Source organism: Ruegeria sp. YTSC230 (assembly GCF_059609665.1).
This window is the reverse complement of the sequence record NZ_JBXWMC010000003.1, coordinates 112,703-130,438: the sequence shown is the minus strand read 5'-3', so window position 1 is coordinate 130,438 and position 17,736 is coordinate 112,703. Positions and strand designations below refer to the sequence as shown.

The window sequence follows — 17,736 nt, the reverse complement described above, 5'->3', positions numbered from 1 at the left end:
GGCAATCATCCAAACAAGGGATGCGTCGCACAGAATGTCGGCGAGTCGGAGGTGATCGTGCAGCAGATCGGAACTGTCTGGGCAAGTTTGGACAGGCGTAAACAAATCATTGTCGCGGGTGCAGTCGTGCTGATGTTTCTGGGGATCCTGGCGATGTCGCGTCTGGTGACAACACCGTCGATGACCCTGCTTTACGCCGGTTTAGAAAGCGGCGCTGCAGGGGATATTGTCCGTTCATTGGATCAGCGCGGTGTGCAGTATGAGATTCGCGGCGGCTCCATTTATGTGCCGGGATCACAACGGGATGAGCTGCGCTTGACGCTGGCCAGCGAAGGTCTGCCGGCAACCGGAAACCGGGGCTACGAGCTGCTGGATTCGCTCAGCGGGTTTGGCACAACGTCGCAGATGTTCGACGCCGCCTATTGGCGCGCCAAAGAAGGAGAGTTGGCCAGAACCATTGTCGGCAGCCCCCATATCAGCCAGGCACGTGTGCATATTGCCAACGGTTCAGCCAATCCGTTCCAACGCAGTGTTGCACCAACCGCATCGATCTACCTGGTCGCGTCGGGCACGGACATCACGTCGGATCAGGCAAAGGCGATCCGGTTTCTTGTGTCGTCCGCAGTCAGCGGACTGGCGCCCGAGAACGTCACCGTCATCGATTCGAATGGCGCAGTGATCGGAGCACAGGACAACCCGGTGTCCGCAGATACCGCTGACGATAAATCGCGCCAGCTGCGCGAACGGGTTCTGCGTCTGATCGAAGCCCGGGTCGGAGCTGGAAATGCGGTGGTCGAGGTGAGTGTCGATACGGTTACCAAGACAGAATCAATCCGCGAACGGCGTTTCGATCCCAATGGCCGTGTGGCCATCAGCACCGATGTCGAAGAGCGTTCGGACAGTGCCCGCAACCAATCCGGGGATGTGACGGTTGCGTCAAACCTGCCCGATGGCGATGGCGCGGGCGGGGACGAATCCAATTCTAACGCAACCCAGACCCGAGAACGGGTCAACTACGAGGTTTCCGAGACCGAGCTTGAGGTTCACAACGGCCCCGGCGCCATCAAGCGACTGACGGTTGCTGTTTTGGTAAACGGAACGCGATCCGTGGACGCAAACGGCAGTGAAACATTCACGCCGATGCCGCAGGCCGAGATGGATGCACTGCAGGAGCTTGTGGCCTCGGCAGTGGGCTACGATGCCGAGCGGGGCGACGTTATAACACTGAAATCGCTGGATCTGCCGGCGGTCGAGCCGCAGGGCAGTCTGGCAACCGCCTCGCTGTGGCAGAAGGTGCATTTCGACGCGATGTCGCTGATTCAGATGGCCGTGTTGGCACTGGTTTCCCTGGTACTTGGGGTGTTTGTCATCCGCCCTATTCTGACCCAACCCGCAACCGCTCCGGCACTGCTGCCCGCAGGTACAGCCCAGGAACCTGACGCATACCTGACCGGCGAAATTGCGACGGAAGAAGGCGGGCAATTCACCACCTTGCCGGGGCAGGGGCCCACCGGGAACGTTCCGGCGCTTGCGACCGATGCCGGGGCGGACCCGGTGGATCGGCTCAGGGCGATGATCGGCGACAAGCAGGAAGAAACGGTCGAAATCCTGCGCAGCTGGCTGGAAGAAGGTGAGGAGCGTGTGTGATGTCGATTGCCCATCTTCTTGAGGATTTCACTTTACAGGTCGGCGGCGGACAGCTGCACGTACTGGATGAGGACGCGTTAGAGGAACAAAGGCTGGCCTCGTTCGAGCAAGGCTATAGCGCCGGCTGGGAAGACGCGGTCCAGGCGCAAGAGCAGAGCCGGGGGCAGGTTTCGGCCGAATTGGCCAAATCGCTCGAAGATATGTCTTTTACCTACCATGAAGCGGTTAACCGGATGGCCCTGTCGCTGGAACCGATGTTTCAGAGCCTGACACAGCTGGTTTTGCCTGAAATGCTGGACCGAGGGTTTGCCGTTCGACTTGTCGAGCAGCTCACCGATATGGCGCGCGGGCAGATCGGACAGCCCATGCAAATCTTCGTACCCTCAGGTCGTGTGAACGAGGTGGAGGACCTGATCCCCGCCGAGCTTTCATCGCCTGTGCAGGTGATCGAAGACCCGACGCTTGAGGTAGGGCAGTCGCGGCTCAAGGTCGGGGTTTCCCAGCGCGAGGTGGATTGCAGCGGCTTGCTTGCTGCGGTCGATCAAGCCTTTCAGGCATATGTTTTTCAGGTAAAAGAGGCAGTGACCAATGAGTGATCCGCAAACCCCGAAATCCGAGAAGCCCAACCCGTTCGAGGCCGTTCCGATTGAAGTCACCGTATCGGTTGGCCGGGCGCGCCCTTTGATCCGTGATCTGCTGAACATGGGGGAAAACGCCGTGCTGATGCTGGACAAACGCATCGAGGATCCGGTTGACCTTTATGTCGGCGACCAACTTGTCGCGCGCGGTTTGCTAGAGGAGATGGAGGGCGAGCAGACCGGTCAGCTGGCTGTGCGTCTGACCGAAATCGCGGACCTGCAAAACGGGATCGGCTGATGCGCCGATTTCTAATTCTGGCGGTCGCGCTTGCGGTTTTGACCCCGTCTTTGACCACGGCGCAGGAGTTGTCTGTCTCGCTGGGCGAGGGCGGTTCGATATCTGCGCGAACGATTCAGTTGATCCTGTTGATCACCGTGCTCAGCCTGGCTCCGGGATTGGCGATCATGATCACCTGTTTTCCGTTTTTGATCACTGTTTTGGCGATCCTGCGCCAGGGTATCGGGTTGCAGCAATCTCCTCCCAATATGCTGATTGTCAGTCTGGCGCTGTTTCTGACTTATTTCATCATGGAGCCGGTCTTTTCCGAAGCCTGGACAACAGGAATTCAGCCGTTGGTCGATGAAACTATGGAGGTCGAGCCTGCATTAGAGCGTGCATTACAGCCGTTTCGCGGTTTCATGGCTGCGCGATTGGACCCCGATACGTTTCACGCCATGGCCGCCCTGCGCCCCGGTGGTGATGCCACAACGCTGTCGCCCGACGCGCCGCTGTCCATCCTGATGCCGTCTTTCATGCTGTCTGAAATTGCGCGCGCTTTTCAGATCGGTTTTCTGGTCTTTCTGCCATTTCTGATCATCGACCTTGTGGTTGCGGCGGTGCTGATGTCGATGGGGATGATGATGGTGCCGCCAGCCACAGTTTCCTTGCCGTTTAAACTGGCGTTTTTTGTCATCGCCGACGGGTGGTCCCTGATCGCCAGCGCGCTTGTGCGCAGTTATGCGACCTAGTTTTTACTGCCGGGCGATTTGCAGACAGGCGCGCAGGCCGCAATCGCCGGCCTCAAAGCGCATTTCTCCGCCATGCTGTTCGGCCACGGTGGCGGCAATTGTCAGGCCCAAACCATAGCCGTCAGAAGATCCGGTGTTGGACCCACGACGAAATGGGGCCATCAGGTTTTCGATGTCCTCCACCGACAGATCGGTGCCCTTATCTTCGACCGTGATCGTCGCGGTGGTCGCATCGGTCGCCAACTGCACTTCGGCGTGTCGACCATATTTCAACGCGTTGTCGATCAAATTGGTCAGCGCACGCCTAAGCGATATGGGCCGCGCCATGACCAGAACGCGGCGTGTTTCGGTCAGCTGTCCGTGTCCGCGCCGGGACATGAAAACCGATGTAACCCCATCGACCGCGACGGGGTCGGTCTTTTTTAGTGTCACGGGCAGGTCCATATCCTGATAATCGGCGACCAGAGCCTCCACCAAAGAGGTCAGAGAAATCTGGCGCGGTTCCTCAACATCCAGTTCGGATCGCGTATAGGTCAGGACACTTTCGATCATGCCCGTCATCTGATCCACATCCGCCTCGAGCTTTTCGCGTAGTTCATCGTCGGGGATCAGAGCGGCACGCAGGCGCACGCGTGTCGCAGGGGTACCCAGATCGTGGCTGACGCCGGACAAAACCGTTGCCCGCTTTTCAAGCTGCGCGCGCTCGGCCTCAAGATGGGCGTTCACCGCCGAGACGATATCGCGCAGTTCATCCGGGCCATCCGCCTCGTAGCTTTCCGGCCCCCCAAGGCGCTGCCGTTCGCGCAACGCGCGGGCAAACCGGGTGAAGGTATCTGAGACGTTACTGACTGCGGATAAGATGACCGCCATTGCGACGATCCCCATAAGTATTGCGGGCAGACGTAAATCCGTTGGGGCCGCCTGACAGCCCCATATCTGTGTCCCGTCGACCTGATGCCAGGCCTCGCGTCCAAATTTCGCAATCAGGATCGGCTCACTGCAATATGTTGCCAGCAACCGGGTCAGGTTTCCCATCTTTTCAGGCCCGGTTTGATCACTGCCTGACACAATGTCCGACACCGGATAAACCAACCGGTCGGACAGGATCGCCACGGTTAATTCACGCCCGCTGAGCGGCGAGGAACTGTCGGTCAGGATCGAAAGGTTGGTGACGAAGCGGCGGTTTGAAAACCCGGGCAACCGCTGAAATTCACCATTATCGGCAAGGGCCGTATCCTGGGGCGGCAAGGGCGTAATCGACAACCCTTCGGAGGGGGCCATGCCTGTTCGCAACTCTTCGTAGACGGTGAACCCTGCTACAAAAGATTGCAGCAGGTAGTCGTTCCAGGCGCGCGCCGAAGCGAACCATATCCCTGCAGACAGCAAACCGGCAGCAAAGGCTGAAAGGGTCCAAAGCCACCCCAGATTGCGCAGGCGCAGTGTCATTCTTCGACCGAAATGTCGGCGGCAAAGATATACCCGACCCCGCGTTCCGTGCGCAGCATTTGCGGGTCTTTCGGGTTGGTCTCGATCTTGGATCGCAGGCGACCGACCAGCATGTCAATGGCGCGGCCCTGCGCTTCGGACTTGTCGCTGTCCCCTGTTACATCCAGTGCGGTGACGATTTCATCGCGCGTCAGCGGAATATGTGGATTGGCCAGCAAGACCTTGAGCAGGGCGGTTTCCCGTTGGGACAACGCGACCAAATAGCCTTCTGGCGAATGCAAATCATCACGCTTTCCGTCAAAGACCCAGCCGTCAAAACGGAACGTGCGGGTTCTGCGGCGATACGCCAGCGAAGACGACCGCCGAGCGCGCTGCATCACTGCCCTGACACGGGCCAGCATCAATTGGGGGTTGAACGGTTTGGCGATGTAGTCGTCTGCCCCAACTTCGTACCCTGCCATGCGCTGATGGTCGGCGGACAGGGCAGAGACCAGAATGATCGGGACGTCCTGTTCGCGCCGCAACCGGGCGCAGATATCAATCCCGTTCTCGTCCCCCAGCATGACGTCCAACAAAATCAGATCGATCCGGCCATTGGACAGGTGCGCCCGGATTTCCCGCTCGGAACTGGCGGGAAGGGCGATGAAGCTGTTTTGCTGCAATAGCTGCGTCATCATCGACCGCATCTCAGGGTCGTCATCCACCACCAGAAGCCGCGGAATGCTCACTCTGTCTTTCCTCCCGATCTTTTCCCTCTGTCGTTGTCCATTGTAACGAATGGAAACAGATTCAATGCCAACGTAACACCCTGTAACAGAAGTGGTGAAAATTTGGGCCGTTTCCGTACTTTACTATGAATTCCGCTTTGCCAGACGGCGATCAGACCACAGTAATAGCGCCATCGCTGCTTTGGCAGTCACTGAGTTCTCAGGGAGGAGACAAAAAATGAAGCGTTTTGCATTTGCCACCGTTTCGACTTTGGCCGTTGTGGCCGGATCGTCCGTTGTGGCCGAGCCGCAGGCGGAAGTACTGCACTGGTGGACCTCGGGTGGCGAGGCCAAGTCGGTTGCCGTTCTGCAGGAAGAATTCGCCTCGAACGGCGGCACCTGGACCGACATGCCCGTCGCGGGTGGCGGTGGTGATGCGGCAATGACCGCGCTGCGGGCCCGCGTTCTCTCCGGTAATGCGCCGACCGCCGTTCAGTTGAAAGGCCCTGCCATTCAGGAATGGTACGAAGAAGGCGTTCTGGCCGACATCTCGAACGTTGCCGAGGCCGAAGGCTGGGCGGATGTCCTGCCTGCGTCGATCGCAGGCCATATGATGTGCGAAGGCACTTGGTGCGCTGCACCCGTGAACGTGCACCGCATCGACTGGATCTGGGCGAATGCTGATGTTCTGGCGGCAAACGACATCGAAATGCCCACCACATGGGATGAGTTCAACGCAGCAGCCGAAAAACTGCAGGCCGCTGGTGTGATCCCGCTGGCCCACGGTGGTCAGGCCTGGCAGGACGCGACCGTGTTTGAGGCGGTTGTCATGGGTATTGGTGGACCAGAATTCTACCAGAAAGCCCTGGTCGATCTCGACCCCGAAGCGTTGACGTCCGACACAATGGTACAGGTCTTTGACCAGATGCGTACCATGCGTGGATATGTTGACGAGAACTTCTCGGGTCGCGACTGGAACCTGGCCACCGCCATGGTGATGAATGGCGAGGCAGCTTTCCAGATCATGGGTGACTGGGCCAAAGGTGAGTTCCTGGCCGCTGGCAAGAAGCCCGGCGAAGATTTCCTGTGTGCCTCGACCCCCGGTGACGGTTATCTGTACAACGTCGACAGCTTTGCCATGTTCGAAGTCGAAGGTGACGACAACCGCGCCGGTCAGGAACTGCTGGCCAAACTGATCGTCGCACCGAACTTCCAGGAAGTGTTCAACCTGAACAAGGGTTCGATCCCTGCACGGACCGACGTAGCGCTGGATGCCTTTGATATCTGTGCGAAAATCTCGGCAGAAGACATGGGTACGACCTCGGCAGGTGGTTCGCTGCTGCCGTCTTACGCCCATGGCATGGCGCTGCGCGGGTCGCAGTCTGGTGCGATCACGGATGTTGTGACCGCACATTTCAACTCGGATATGTCCTCGGCTGACGCGGTTCAGCAACTGGCGGACGCAGTGGCCAACAGCTACTGATCCAAAACGCTCTGCCCCCTATACCGCGGGGCAGAGCACTTTTCCCCGGAGGAAAAAATGTCCGAATGGCTGGAAAACCACCTGCCCAAGGTGGTGCTGGCACCGTCGTTCATCGCCGTATTGATTTTTGTCTACGGATTTATCGGATGGACCGCATGGGTGTCGCTGACCCGATCGAAACTACTGCCGAAATACGAGATCCATGGCTTCATTCAGTATGAACGCCTGTTCGATTCCCCTCGCTGGGATACGGCGATCAACAACCTGTATATCTTTGGTGCGCTGTTCATCGTGATCGCGATGGTGCTGGGGCTGTTGCTGGCCATCCTGCTGGATCAGAAGATCCGCGTCGAAGGGGTTATTCGCACCATCTACCTGTACCCGATGGCACTGTCGATGATCGTGACCGGCACCGCATGGAAGTGGATCCTGAACCCAGGTCTGGGCATTGAATCCATGGTGCAGGGCTGGGGCTTTCCGAATTTCGAATTCGATTGGCTGGTGAACCCCGATTACGCCATCTACACGATCGTGATTGCCGCGATCTGGCAGAGCTCGGGCTTTGTTATGGCGCTGTTTCTGGCCGGGCTTCGTTCGGTGGATGGTGAAATCATCAAGGCCGCACAGGTCGATGGTATCCCCACATGGCGCATCTATACGGCGATCATCATACCGTCGATGGCACCGATCTTCTTGTCTGCCTTCATCGTGCTGGCCCACCTAGCGATCAAGAGCTTTGACCTTGTCATCGCGCTGACAGGTGGCGGTCCGGGATACGCGACTGATCTGCCAGCCACATACATGTATGCCATGGCGTTTTCGCGCGGCGATATCGGTCAGGCGGCCTCTTCCGCGATGATCATGATGCTGGTCGTCTTTGCCATCGTGGTTCCATATCTTTATTCAGAGCTGAGGGCGAAAAATGACTGATCTGTCGATGCCCCAAACCCAAACCCGCTCGCAGAGCGCCACTGGCAAGATTGCCCTTCGTTGGCTGCTTTACGTCCTGCTGGGCCTGTTCGCGCTGTATTACCTGATGCCGCTGTTCGTGATGTTGACGACATCGCTGAAAAGCCTTGAGGAAATCCGCACCGGGTCCCTGATCTCACTACCGCGCGAAGTCAGCTTTGATGCTTGGAAAACCGCATGGTCCGGGGCTTGTACCGGTATCCAGTGTGAAGGTCTGCGGCCTTACTTCTGGAACTCGGTCCTGATCGCGGTGCCTGCAGTGTTTTTGTCCACCTTGATAGGTGCGCTGAACGGTTATGTCGTGGCGCAGTGGCGGTTCAAAGGCGCGAACATCATCTTCTCTCTGATGCTGTTCGGTTGCTTTATCCCGTTCCAGGTTGTCCTGCTGCCAATGGCGCGTCTGCTGGGCATGATGGGGATCGCCGGAACCATTCCGGGCCTGATCTTTGTCCACGTGATTTACGGGCTGGGCTTCACCACGCTTTTCTTCCGCAACTACTATGTCACCATTCCGGCCGAGCTGACCAAAGCCGCTCGGGTCGATGGGGCAGGGTTCCTGCGGATTTTCTGGTCGATCTTCCTGCCGCTGTCGCTGCCCATCATCGTTGTGACCGTAATCTGGCAGTTCACGCAGATCTGGAACGACTTCCTGTTCGGTGTGTCGTTCAGCCAGGCGGGCACGCAGCCCGTGACTGTGGCGCTCAACAACATCGTAAACTCCACCACCGGCGTCAAAGAGTACAACGTCGACATGGCCGCCGCGATCATCGCGGGGCTGCCGACGCTGCTCGTCTATGTCGTTGCCGGTAAGTATTTCATCCGCGGCCTGACCGCTGGCTCTGTGAAGGGATAACCCATGGCTCCCATCCTTGATATCAACAAACTCTACAAGAATTACGGCGCAACCGAAATTCTGAAGGACATCAACATCTCGATCGAACCGGGCGATTTCCTGGTGCTGGTCGGCCCCTCGGGCTGCGGTAAATCCACCTTGCTGAACTGTATTGCGGGGTTGGAGGAAATCACCGACGGGACACTGGCGATTGGTGGCAAAGACATGACTCATGTCAGCCCCAAGGACCGCGACATCGCGATGGTGTTCCAATCCTACGCTCTGTATCCGACGATGAGCGTGGCCAAGAACATCACCTTCGGCATGAAGGTGCGCGGGGTCGATCAGGCAACGCAGGAGGCCAAGCTGAACGATGTGGCCTCGCTTTTGCAAATCGAGCCGCTGCTGAACCGTCGTCCCAGCCAGCTATCCGGTGGTCAGCGTCAGCGTGTGGCGATGGGCCGGGCGCTGGTGCGCGATCCCAAGCTGTTCCTGTTTGATGAACCGCTGTCGAACCTCGATGCCAAGCTTCGGGTTGAGATGCGGACCGAGATCAAGAAGCTGCACCAGACATTGGACGCTTCCATCGTCTATGTGACCCACGATCAGATTGAGGCGATGACGCTGGCCACCAAGATCGTGGTCTTGAAGGGCGGTATCGTGCAGCAGATCGGCAGCCCGGCCGAAATTTATAACAACCCGGCCAATCTGTTTGTCGCTGATTTCATGGGCTCGCCGGCGATGAATCTGATCCCTGCGCAGGTCACCAAAAACGGGTCGGGTACACAAATCGTCATCTCGCGCGATGCCGGCGAAACGCTGGTTCTGAACGATGCGCGCGATCTGGCGTTGCCCGAGGATGTAATCCTGGGCCTGCGCCCCGAGGATATCGCCGAGGCGGGTTTCCGTGCGGGTGATGGCGTGCAGGAAGCGGCGTGCATGGTCGATATGGTCGAACCTGCAGGGGCCGACACCTATGTTGTATCAGAACTGGGCGGCAAGCAGGTGACCGCAAGGTTACATGCCGAAACCAGCGCGCAAGCGGGCAAGATGCTGAACTTGGCGTTTGATATGAGTAAAGTATCGTACTTCGCCAAAGAAACCGGCGAGCGCCTGAATTAAAAGAAAGAAACGCCGCGCGATTGAGTTCGCGCGGCGTTTCTTTGCGTTTGAACTGGGTCAGCTGACCTTGTTCTAGCTCAAGTCCTTGATCAGGCGGTTCAGGTCGCCGCCACGGGCGTCCAGCATCGCGCCAACCTCGGTTCGTTCGGTCAGCAGCATATTCACCCCTTCGATGAACATGTTGAAGAACTTGTCGCGGCCTGATTTGTCCGAAACTAGGAATGTCACCTCGAACGGGGACGAGCCCTGCAGCTTAACCGAGGTGCGTACTTCGTAACCGGCCTTGATTTTCCGGGCCTTCCGGACGGTGACTTGCCCACCAATGAATTCGCGGAAACGTCGACCATATTTGTTCGAGATATAGCCCTGAAACGCTTTGGTGAACTGCTTCAACTGCGACGGGCTGGCCGAACGGGCATCTGCTCCCAGCACATAACGTGCCATGATCGGCACATCGGCATATTGCACAAAGACCTTTTCGAAATCGCGGATCATCGCCTTTTCGGATTTGCCCGAGGCGATAATGCGGTTGATGTCATCCACGACACTGACGACCAGAGCCTTGGCGCTGGCTTCAGTCTGGGCAAAGGCGGAAAAAGGCAGGGCGGTCAGTGCCAGACCGGCAAGGCCAGTGGCGACAAAACCGCGTCGGTTCATATGGTTACTCGGCATAGGGGTCCTCATAGGGGTCCTCGTATGGGTCTAAGTAGGGATCTCTGACAGGGTCGGTCCCATTGTCTGCATAAGGGTCGTCGTAAAGACCCAGATAGGTTTCTTCGTCGTCTCTCGCCAGTTCGAAGCGGCGATTTTGTAGGTAAATGGTCCGCGCCTGCGCATAACTGTCAGCGCTTTCATACAGGATCGAGTCGACCGTGTCCGAAAAACGCCCCCGATCGCCCATCCGGCGCACGACCTCGGCATAGACACCGATATTGTCGACCGGACGGACCGGAGAGAAGTTGATCGGGTTCGAGAACAGGTTGACGATAACGCCAATCGAGTCCCGCTGCGTTGACGGACCATAGAGCGGCAGCTCGACATAAGCGCCCTCGCCAAAACCCCAGACGTGCAGCGTTTCACCGAAATCGGTATCCACAGGCGGAAGGTTCAACTCGTCGGCGGGGGCTGACAACCCCAGGCCACCAACGGTCGTGTTGATCACAAATTGCAGCAGTGCATTGCCCGACTGCTTGAGGTTGCCTTGCAGCAGGTAGTCCACGGCTTGGCCCGGCATCGTCAGGTTTTCGGCAAAATGGTTGAAACTGGTCACCATCGGGTCGGGCACGATCTTTACGTACCCTTTCGAGGCCGGACGAAACAAAAACCGGTCGACGCCAAGGTTGAATTTGTGGATACCCCGGTTGTTGCGTTCATACGGATCAAATGCTTCACCCTGCTGAACACCCTCCGGAGGGCGTGTGGTGCAGGCGCTGAGAACTGCCAATACGGACACAACGATCAGGGGTTTTAGGCTGATTCTGCTCAACACGGTCTTTGCCACTCCAAAACGTTCGGACAGTCCGTGCCCGAACACTTAATCAATACTCTTTTTGGCCGTTGTGCCCGGCCTACCCAAAGTCACATAGGCGTTTCGCCACCAATATGAAACAGATAGCGTTTAACCCGACGAATAGGTCAACGTAAAGTGACACGGGTTCAACAGTTCAGAATAAGAAAAGTTACGCCCACAACCGGTACAGGTCACATCGCCGTTTTCGCACTTTTCGATCCTTGCCTTCCCGGTTAGCTTCGCCCCGACTCAAATTTGGGAGGAGACTTCATGAGCATCGCGGCGAAACTGGAAAGCTTGGGTGTCAACCTACCGGACGCGCCTGCGCCGGCGGCCAACTACGTGCCCTTCGTGCGCGTGGGCAATATCGTCTATGTCTCGGGGCAGATCTCGAAGGCGGATGATCTGATCACTGGCAAGCTGGGCGACAACATGGAAGTCGAAGCAGGCGCTGCTGCGGCCAAGGTATGTGCGATCAACCTTCTGGCCCAGGTCAAAGCGGCCTGCGGTGGCGATATCGAAAAGTTGGTGCGCGTCATCAAGCTGACCGGGTTTGTGAACTCGACGGCAGATTTTACCGCGCAGCCGCAAGTCATCAACGGTGCGTCAGACTTTCTGGTCGAAGCGCTGGGTGATGCAGGTCGCCATTCGCGTTCGGCCGTCAGTGCGGCGGCACTGCCCTTGGGCGTCGCGGTTGAGATCGAAGGTATCTTCGAAGTTCAATGACGCCCGCGCTGCCTGACGTATTCCTTCAAGTCCCGTTGGCGCATCGCGCGCTGCACGACAAACAGGACAACCGCCCGGAAAACAGCCGGGCGGCCATTCGCGCCGCCGTGGACGCCGGGTATGGGATCGAGATTGATCTGCAACGGACCTCGGACAACCGGGCCATGGTGTTTCATGACTATGACATGACCCGCCTGACCGGACAGCCCGGCCCGATCCAGCTGATCACGTCGGTTCAGGCATCAGGCACCACGCTGTTGCACGCGGACGATGGCATCCCGACGCTGGATGAGGTGCTGCACATCGTGTCAGGCAAAGTACCGCTGCTGATCGAATTCAAGGATCAGGACGGCGCGATGGGCACATCAGTGGGCCCGCTGGAACAAGACGCCGTACGTGCATTGTCAGGTTACGATGGGCCGGTGGCATTGATGTCGTTCAATCCCAACTCGGTCGCTGAACTGGCGCGGCTGGCACCGCATCTGCCGCGTGGCATCGTGACAGGATCGTACCAGCCCAAGGTCGAGCTTTTATCTCAGAGTGTTTGTGATCACCTGCGCGACATTCCGGATTTCGACCGTGTCGGGGCCAGTTTCATCAGCCATGAGGTCGAAGACCTTGACCGCCCCCGCGTGGCCGAACTGAAGGCACGCGGTGTACCGATCCTGTGCTGGACTGTGCGGTCGCCTGAACAAGAGGCAGAGGCCCGCGAAGTTGCGAACAATGTGACGTTCGAAGGGTATCTGGCTGCACAACCGGGTTGAACCAGCCCTGCAACGTCACAGATAAAGATCGGAGGCGGAGGGCAAATGGATCAGGCACAGATCGAGGTTCGGGTGCTGGGCTCGCTGTCGCAGATATCTGCGGCGGAATGGGACAGCTGCGCCTGCCCCGAGGTTGCCGATGGCGGCCGTCCGCTTGATCCGTTCACCACCCACCGGTTCCTGCTTGCGCTTGAACACAGCGGCTCGGTCGGGCGCGGAACTGGCTGGCAACCGCAATACCTGACGGCCTATCTGGACGGGATGCTGATCGCGGCGGCGCCGATGTATGCCAAATCCCACAGTCAGGGCGAATACATCTTCGACCACAACTGGGCGCATGCCTATGAAGGTGCCGGGGGTCGTTATTATCCCAAGCTGCAGATCGCCGTACCGTTCACCCCTGCAACAGGTCGGCGTTTTCTGGTGCGCCCCGGCTATGACTCGGTTGGCGTGTCTGCGCTGGTGCAGGGGGCGGTGCAATTGGCTGCGGATAATCAGGTGTCTTCGGTCCACGCAACCTTCTGCACCGAAGCCGAGGCGCTGGCGGGTGAGCAGATGGGCCTTATGCTGCGCCAGTCACAGCAATTTCACTGGCTGAATGACGAATATCAAGATTTCGACGGATTTCTTGCGGCGTTGTCATCGCGCAAGCGCAAGAATATCCGCAAAGAACGCGCGCAGGCCATCGATTTTGGCGGCGAAATCCGCACTCTGACAGGGGATGACCTGCGCCCCGAACACTGGGATGCCTTCTGGCAGTTCTATCAGGACACCGGATCCCGTAAATGGGGCGTGCCCTATCTGACCCGCCAATTCTTTGATATTGCACATGAAACCATGGCGGACGACATGGCCTTGGTGCTGGCTGAAAGGGACGGATACCCCATCGCCGGGGCTTTGAATTTCATCGGCCGCGAAACGCTTTTTGGCCGGTATTGGGGTTGCACTGAGCACCACGCCTGCCTGCATTTCGAACTGTGCTATTATAGGGCGATCGATTTTGCCATTGCGGAAGGTCTGGCACGGGTAGAAGCAGGCGCGCAGGGTGAACATAAGCTGGCGCGCGGTTACTTGCCCACGCGCACGCATAGCTTGCATTGGGTCAATGACCCGGGCTTTGCCGATGCGATCAAGAAATATCTGGACGCCGAGGCCCACGCAGTGGGAGAAGAGATCGAGATTCTGACAGATTACGGTCCGTTCAGAAAATCGAATCCGGAGGAACAGCAATGACGGAACTATTGTCGACCGAAACTCGCGGCCCTCTTCTTGATCCGCTGTTCGACAACGGCTGGACCATGGTCACCGACCGGGACGCAATTACCAAGACCTTCATATTCGAGGATTTTGTTCATGCCTTTGGCTGGATGACCCAGGTGGCGATCTTTGCCGAGAAATGGAACCACCATCCCGAATGGTCAAACGTGTACCGCACGGTCGAGGTCGTCCTATCCACCCATGATGTGGGCGGTTTGTCAGCGCTGGATGCCAAGTTGGCGCGTAAAATGGACAGCCTCGTTTAACGGTCTCCTCTGGATCCCATGCCGCCGGCCAGAGAAGCTATTTCACCCAGACGACGGAAATCGGCGGGTGTGACCGTGCCGTTGCTGACGTCGATGTCTCGTGGAATACCGGTTGTCCGATTCCCAACCGAACGAACGCTGCGCGCCGCCGGATTGATGTCCAAACAACGCGTATCATAGCACGTCAGGCCCGAAGTACTGATCTGGATCTGGGGTTGTCCGTTCGGTCCGGTCACCACGGGGGCCTGCGGCGCATCACAGGCGGCAAGAAACCCCAGAATGCCGAGGGCTATCCACTTTTTCATACCACGCTCCTATCGTTCAACCCGGTCGTGCGATCAATCCAACTGGCCGTTTCCGTCCCGATCGGCGGCCAGAAAATCATCGCCCATCTGCTGGTCATACTCTGATCGTGAAATAAAGCTGTCGTTGTTGCGGTCAACGTTTTGAAACCGCTTTATGTCCAGAAACGGCTTGGCTTCTTCCAGACCCAGTGTTCCGTTCTTGTCTTCGTCCATGGCCTGAAAAGCATAGTCCGAAAAGGCGTTGAACTCGTCCTTGGACAGGAAGCCATCGTTGTTGGAATCAATGGCGTTCAGTTCCTTTTCGTGCAGTTCAGACACTGTTTCCGCCAAGGTTGCACTGGCCACCAGAATGATCGTTGTCGTTAGAATAGCTGTTTTCATCATCATTCTCTCCTCAGCACGCGTAACGCTGGCCCGAGACACCGCCCGTGACGGCCCCTGCTGCGGTCAGGATGTCCTTGCCGGTGCCACCACCGAATTGATTGCCAATCGCCCCGCCGATCAGTGCGCCGCCTAGTGTGCCGCCGAGGCAGGCGATCTCATGCTGTCGTGCTTGCTGCTGCTGAGGTGTCGGGGCCGGGCCACACGCTGCCAGCGAGCCTGCAGCACCCAGAATGACTGTGATGACTTTGAGCTTCATCAAAAAAACTCCCTGAATGAATGGGGCAAGTATCGACCCATCAGGAAGTCGCATCAAGTGAAATAGGGTTAACGTGGCCCCGGCTGTACCGGGGCCCGAGTGACCTAGATGGCCTCAAGCAGACCTTCGCCCGCGGAAATCTCGCACGCACCGGGGTTTTCCTCGAGGTTCAGCGCAACGACTTTGCCATCTTCGACCAACATCGCATAGCGCTTTGAGCGTGCAAGCAGGCCGACGGGCGGGGCGTCGAAATCCATTCCGATGGCCTTGGTGAATTCGGATGCGGCGTCGGCCAGCATGGTCAGGCCCGCATCCGTCGCACCTGTGGAGTCGCCCCATGCTCCCATGACGAACGGATCGTTGACCGAAATGCAGATGATTTCATCCACACCTTTGGCGTCGAACTGATCTTTGGTGCGGATAAAGCTTGGCACATGGGCCGTCGTGCACGTACCGGTAAATGCGCCGGGAACGGCAAAGATCACGACTTTGCGGCCCTTGGTCTTTGTTGAGACACGAACTTCTTCTGGACCCTCGGCGCCCATTTGAATCAACGTTGCGTCGGGAAGCGTATCACCGGTTGAAATCATCTTGTTCCTCCTGTCGATTGGATTTGCAGAGTCGGCCTCAGCCGCAATATAGGTGAGCCAGAGAATGAAACCACGGGAATTTGACAGGGCAGGACGAACATGAGCCATATTGTTGTGATCGGAGCCGGGCAGGCGGGATCATCTCTTGTTGCAAGACTGCGCAAGGACGGGTTTGAAGGCGATATCACGCTGATCGGTGCCGAGCAGCATCTGCCCTATCAGCGCCCCCCACTGTCCAAAGCTTATCTGCTGGGAGAGATGGAGCTTGAACGCCTGTTCCTACGCCCCGAAAGTTTCTACGCCGAAAACAACATCACCCTGCGTCTGGGTCAGCGCGTGACTGCGATCGACCCCAAGGCCAAGACCGTGACCCTGGGCGATGAGGTGATTTCTTATGACGAACTGGCCCTGACCACTGGTTCCGACCCGCGTTACCTGCCTGCTGCCATTGGCGGTGATCTCGAAGGCGTCCATGTCGTGCGCGACCTGACCCATATCGACGAGATGGAGCCCCGCGTGACGGAAGGTGCCCGCGCCCTGATCGTTGGTGGTGGCTATATCGGGCTTGAGGCGGCTGCCGTCTGTGCCAAGCGCGGGGTCAAGGTTACTCTGGTCGAGATGGCGGAACGGATTTTGCAACGCGTCGCAGCACCGGAAACCAGCGACTACTTCCGTGATCTGCATTCCGAATACGGTGCCGACATTCGTGAAGGCGTCGGGCTGGATCGTCTGGTCGGCGAAGACGGCAAGGTCACCGGGGCCATTCTGAGTGATGGCACCAAGCTTGAGGTTGATTTCGTCGTGGTAGGCGTGGGCATCGCACCCTCGACCCAATTGGCCGAGATGGCCGGGCTGGAATTGGACAACGGCATCAAAACGGATGCCCATGGCCGCACCTCTGATCCGGCTATCTGGGCGGCGGGCGATTGCGCTTCGTTCCCGCATGATGGCGGTCGCATCCGTCTGGAAAGTGTACCTAACGCCATCGATCAGGCCGAGATCGTTGCTCAGAACATGCTGGGTGCCGCCAAAGACTATGTGGCGACGCCGTGGTTCTGGTCGGACCAGTATGACGTCAAACTACAGATCGCAGGTCTGAACACCGGCTATGACCGCGTGGTGACCCGCAAGGGCGACGGGCAGACGGTGTCCTTCTGGTACTACAAAGGCGATCAGCTGATTGCGGTAGATGCCATGAACGACCCGCGCGCTTACATGGTCGGCAAACGCCTGATCGATGCAGGCAAAACGGCCGACCCGGCGGTCGTGGCCGACCCAGACGCGGACTTGAAACCGTTGCTCAAAGCGTGAGGATCATCGCCGGAGAGTTCCGGGGTCGCGCCATGGCCTCGGTCGGCAAAGGCGATGCCGGGGCGCATCTGCGTCCCACCACGGATCGCGTGCGTGAAAGCCTGTTCAATGTACTGAGCCATCAGATCGACTTTGATGGGCTGCGTGTTCTGGACCTTTTCGCCGGCACCGGAGCACTGGGGCTTGAGGCGCTGTCGCGCGGCGCGGCGCATGTGACTTTCGTTGATGACGGGCGTGTGGCGCAGGGACTGATCCGTAAGAACATTGATCTGACCCACAGCAAGGATCGTACCGATCTGATCCGTCGCGACGCGACACGGTTGGGTGACAATCCGGGCGCGCCTTGTGATCTGATTTTTCTCGATCCGCCTTACGGCAAAAGCTTGGGACAAAAGGCGCTTGCGACGGTCACTCAAGGGGGGTGGCTGGCAAAAGACGCCTTGATCGTCTGGGAAGAAAACGCCCCCATGGAGGCGCCAGAAGGGTTTGACCTGCACAATACGCGTAAATACGGCGACACGCATATTTCGCTGATGTGGCGGACAGAGGTCTGA

General features: G+C 58.1%; 22 protein-coding genes. 14 read left to right on the top strand and 8 right to left on the bottom strand.

What is annotated here, in order from left to right:
* Positions 1-57: 57 nt before the first annotated feature.
* Genes fliF through fliP form a run of 4 tightly spaced genes read left to right on the top strand, consistent with a single transcriptional unit; the run spans position 58 to position 3,254 of the window.
* Positions 58-1,647 (top strand): flagellar basal-body MS-ring/collar protein FliF, encoded by a 1,590-nt coding sequence (gene fliF / locus AC2FD9_RS07750; protein WP_496836200.1) that lies wholly within the window; start codon positions 58-60, stop codon positions 1,645-1,647.
* Positions 1,647-2,243 (top strand): FliH/SctL family protein, encoded by a 597-nt coding sequence (locus AC2FD9_RS07745; protein ID WP_496760690.1) that lies wholly within the window; start codon positions 1,647-1,649, stop codon positions 2,241-2,243. The genes fliF and AC2FD9_RS07745 overlap by 1 nt, the downstream gene beginning before the upstream one ends.
* Entirely contained in the window at positions 2,236-2,523 is a 288-nt protein-coding gene (locus AC2FD9_RS07740; protein ID WP_496760689.1) for a FliM/FliN family flagellar motor switch protein, read from the top strand. Before AC2FD9_RS07745 ends, AC2FD9_RS07740 begins: the two co-directional genes overlap by 8 nt.
* A complete protein-coding gene (fliP, locus tag AC2FD9_RS07735; RefSeq protein ID WP_282119612.1) occupies positions 2,523-3,254 on the top strand; it encodes a flagellar type III secretion system pore protein FliP in 732 nt (243 codons plus the stop codon). Before AC2FD9_RS07740 ends, fliP begins: the two co-directional genes overlap by 1 nt.
* 3 nt (positions 3,255-3,257) lie before the next feature.
* On the opposite strand, the gene AC2FD9_RS07730 is transcribed toward fliP, so the two are convergent.
* Complete coding sequence (locus AC2FD9_RS07730; protein WP_496836197.1) at positions 3,258-4,700, bottom strand: sensor histidine kinase; 1,443 nt, start codon at positions 4,698-4,700, stop codon at positions 3,258-3,260.
* Positions 4,697-5,428: a response regulator transcription factor gene (locus AC2FD9_RS07725; protein ID WP_058275016.1), complete on the bottom strand. Its 732-nt coding sequence runs from the start codon at positions 5,426-5,428 to the stop codon at positions 4,697-4,699. The genes AC2FD9_RS07730 and AC2FD9_RS07725 overlap by 4 nt, the downstream gene beginning before the upstream one ends.
* 217 nt (positions 5,429-5,645) lie before the next feature.
* On the opposite strand from AC2FD9_RS07725, the gene AC2FD9_RS07720 reads away from it, so the two are divergent.
* The 4 genes from AC2FD9_RS07720 to AC2FD9_RS07705 are packed head-to-tail and all read left to right on the top strand — an operon-like array spanning position 5,646 to position 9,813.
* Entirely contained in the window at positions 5,646-6,890 is a 1,245-nt protein-coding gene (locus AC2FD9_RS07720; RefSeq protein ID WP_058279073.1) for an ABC transporter substrate-binding protein, read from the top strand.
* A 57-nt stretch (positions 6,891-6,947) separates the two neighbouring features.
* Positions 6,948-7,820: a carbohydrate ABC transporter permease gene (locus tag AC2FD9_RS07715; RefSeq protein WP_058275014.1), complete on the top strand. Its 873-nt coding sequence runs from the start codon at positions 6,948-6,950 to the stop codon at positions 7,818-7,820.
* Positions 7,813-8,712, top strand: a complete 900-nt coding sequence (locus tag AC2FD9_RS07710; protein ID WP_058279072.1) for a carbohydrate ABC transporter permease — start codon at positions 7,813-7,815, stop codon at positions 8,710-8,712. Before AC2FD9_RS07715 ends, AC2FD9_RS07710 begins: the two co-directional genes overlap by 8 nt.
* Before the next feature lie 3 nt (positions 8,713-8,715).
* Positions 8,716-9,813 carry an ABC transporter ATP-binding protein gene (locus AC2FD9_RS07705; RefSeq protein WP_058275012.1) on the top strand — a complete coding sequence of 366 codons (1,098 nt, stop codon included), beginning with the start codon at positions 8,716-8,718 and terminating at the stop codon, positions 9,811-9,813.
* A 72-nt stretch (positions 9,814-9,885) separates the two neighbouring features.
* Here AC2FD9_RS07705 and AC2FD9_RS07700 read toward each other — a convergent pair whose 3' ends face one another.
* A complete protein-coding gene (locus AC2FD9_RS07700; protein ID WP_058275011.1) occupies positions 9,886-10,485 on the bottom strand; it encodes an MlaC/ttg2D family ABC transporter substrate-binding protein in 600 nt (199 codons plus the stop codon).
* A complete protein-coding gene (locus tag AC2FD9_RS07695; protein WP_082649379.1) occupies positions 10,475-11,302 on the bottom strand; it encodes an MlaA family lipoprotein in 828 nt (275 codons plus the stop codon). The genes AC2FD9_RS07700 and AC2FD9_RS07695 overlap by 11 nt, the downstream gene beginning before the upstream one ends.
* Positions 11,303-11,593: 291 nt before the next feature.
* Between AC2FD9_RS07695 and AC2FD9_RS07690 the strand changes: the two genes are divergently transcribed.
* The 4 genes from AC2FD9_RS07690 to AC2FD9_RS07675 are packed head-to-tail and all read left to right on the top strand — an operon-like array spanning position 11,594 to position 14,336.
* Positions 11,594-12,049 (top strand): RidA family protein, encoded by a 456-nt coding sequence (locus tag AC2FD9_RS07690; RefSeq protein WP_058275010.1) that lies wholly within the window; start codon positions 11,594-11,596, stop codon positions 12,047-12,049.
* Positions 12,046-12,813, top strand: a complete 768-nt coding sequence (locus AC2FD9_RS07685; protein ID WP_496697268.1) for a glycerophosphodiester phosphodiesterase family protein — start codon at positions 12,046-12,048, stop codon at positions 12,811-12,813. The genes AC2FD9_RS07690 and AC2FD9_RS07685 overlap by 4 nt, the downstream gene beginning before the upstream one ends.
* A gap of 45 nt (positions 12,814-12,858) precedes the next feature.
* On the top strand, positions 12,859-14,046 hold the full coding sequence (locus AC2FD9_RS07680; protein WP_496836193.1) for a GNAT family N-acetyltransferase: 1,188 nt from the start codon (positions 12,859-12,861) through the stop codon (positions 14,044-14,046).
* Complete coding sequence (locus AC2FD9_RS07675; protein WP_058275007.1) at positions 14,043-14,336, top strand: 4a-hydroxytetrahydrobiopterin dehydratase; 294 nt, start codon at positions 14,043-14,045, stop codon at positions 14,334-14,336. The genes AC2FD9_RS07680 and AC2FD9_RS07675 overlap by 4 nt, the downstream gene beginning before the upstream one ends.
* On the opposite strand, the gene AC2FD9_RS07670 is transcribed toward AC2FD9_RS07675, so the two are convergent.
* The 4 genes from AC2FD9_RS07670 to AC2FD9_RS07655 all read right to left on the bottom strand — a co-directional run bounded on the left by AC2FD9_RS07670 (position 14,333) and on the right by AC2FD9_RS07655 (position 15,871).
* The gene (locus AC2FD9_RS07670) at positions 14,333-14,641 is read right to left on the bottom strand and encodes a hypothetical protein (protein WP_058279069.1); all 309 of its coding nucleotides are present in this window, start codon (positions 14,639-14,641) and stop codon (positions 14,333-14,335) included. The two genes, AC2FD9_RS07675 and AC2FD9_RS07670, sit on opposite strands and share 4 nt — an antisense overlap.
* A 33-nt stretch (positions 14,642-14,674) precedes the next feature.
* Positions 14,675-15,025, bottom strand: coding sequence for an EF-hand domain-containing protein (locus AC2FD9_RS07665; RefSeq protein WP_496760686.1), 351 nt, complete (start codon positions 15,023-15,025; stop codon positions 14,675-14,677).
* A 10-nt stretch (positions 15,026-15,035) separates the two neighbouring features.
* The gene (locus AC2FD9_RS07660; protein WP_282152276.1) at positions 15,036-15,281 is read right to left on the bottom strand and encodes a hypothetical protein; all 246 of its coding nucleotides are present in this window, start codon (positions 15,279-15,281) and stop codon (positions 15,036-15,038) included.
* A gap of 104 nt (positions 15,282-15,385) precedes the next feature.
* Positions 15,386-15,871, bottom strand: a complete 486-nt coding sequence (locus AC2FD9_RS07655; RefSeq protein WP_282152277.1) for a peroxiredoxin — start codon at positions 15,869-15,871, stop codon at positions 15,386-15,388.
* Positions 15,872-15,970: 99 nt separating this feature from the next.
* On the opposite strand from AC2FD9_RS07655, the gene AC2FD9_RS07650 reads away from it, so the two are divergent.
* Both AC2FD9_RS07650 and rsmD read left to right on the top strand, forming a co-directional pair.
* A complete protein-coding gene (locus AC2FD9_RS07650; protein ID WP_282170170.1) occupies positions 15,971-17,182 on the top strand; it encodes an NAD(P)/FAD-dependent oxidoreductase in 1,212 nt (403 codons plus the stop codon).
* Positions 17,179-17,736, top strand: coding sequence for a 16S rRNA (guanine(966)-N(2))-methyltransferase RsmD (rsmD, locus tag AC2FD9_RS07645; RefSeq protein WP_496836189.1), 558 nt, complete (start codon positions 17,179-17,181; stop codon positions 17,734-17,736). The genes AC2FD9_RS07650 and rsmD overlap by 4 nt, the downstream gene beginning before the upstream one ends.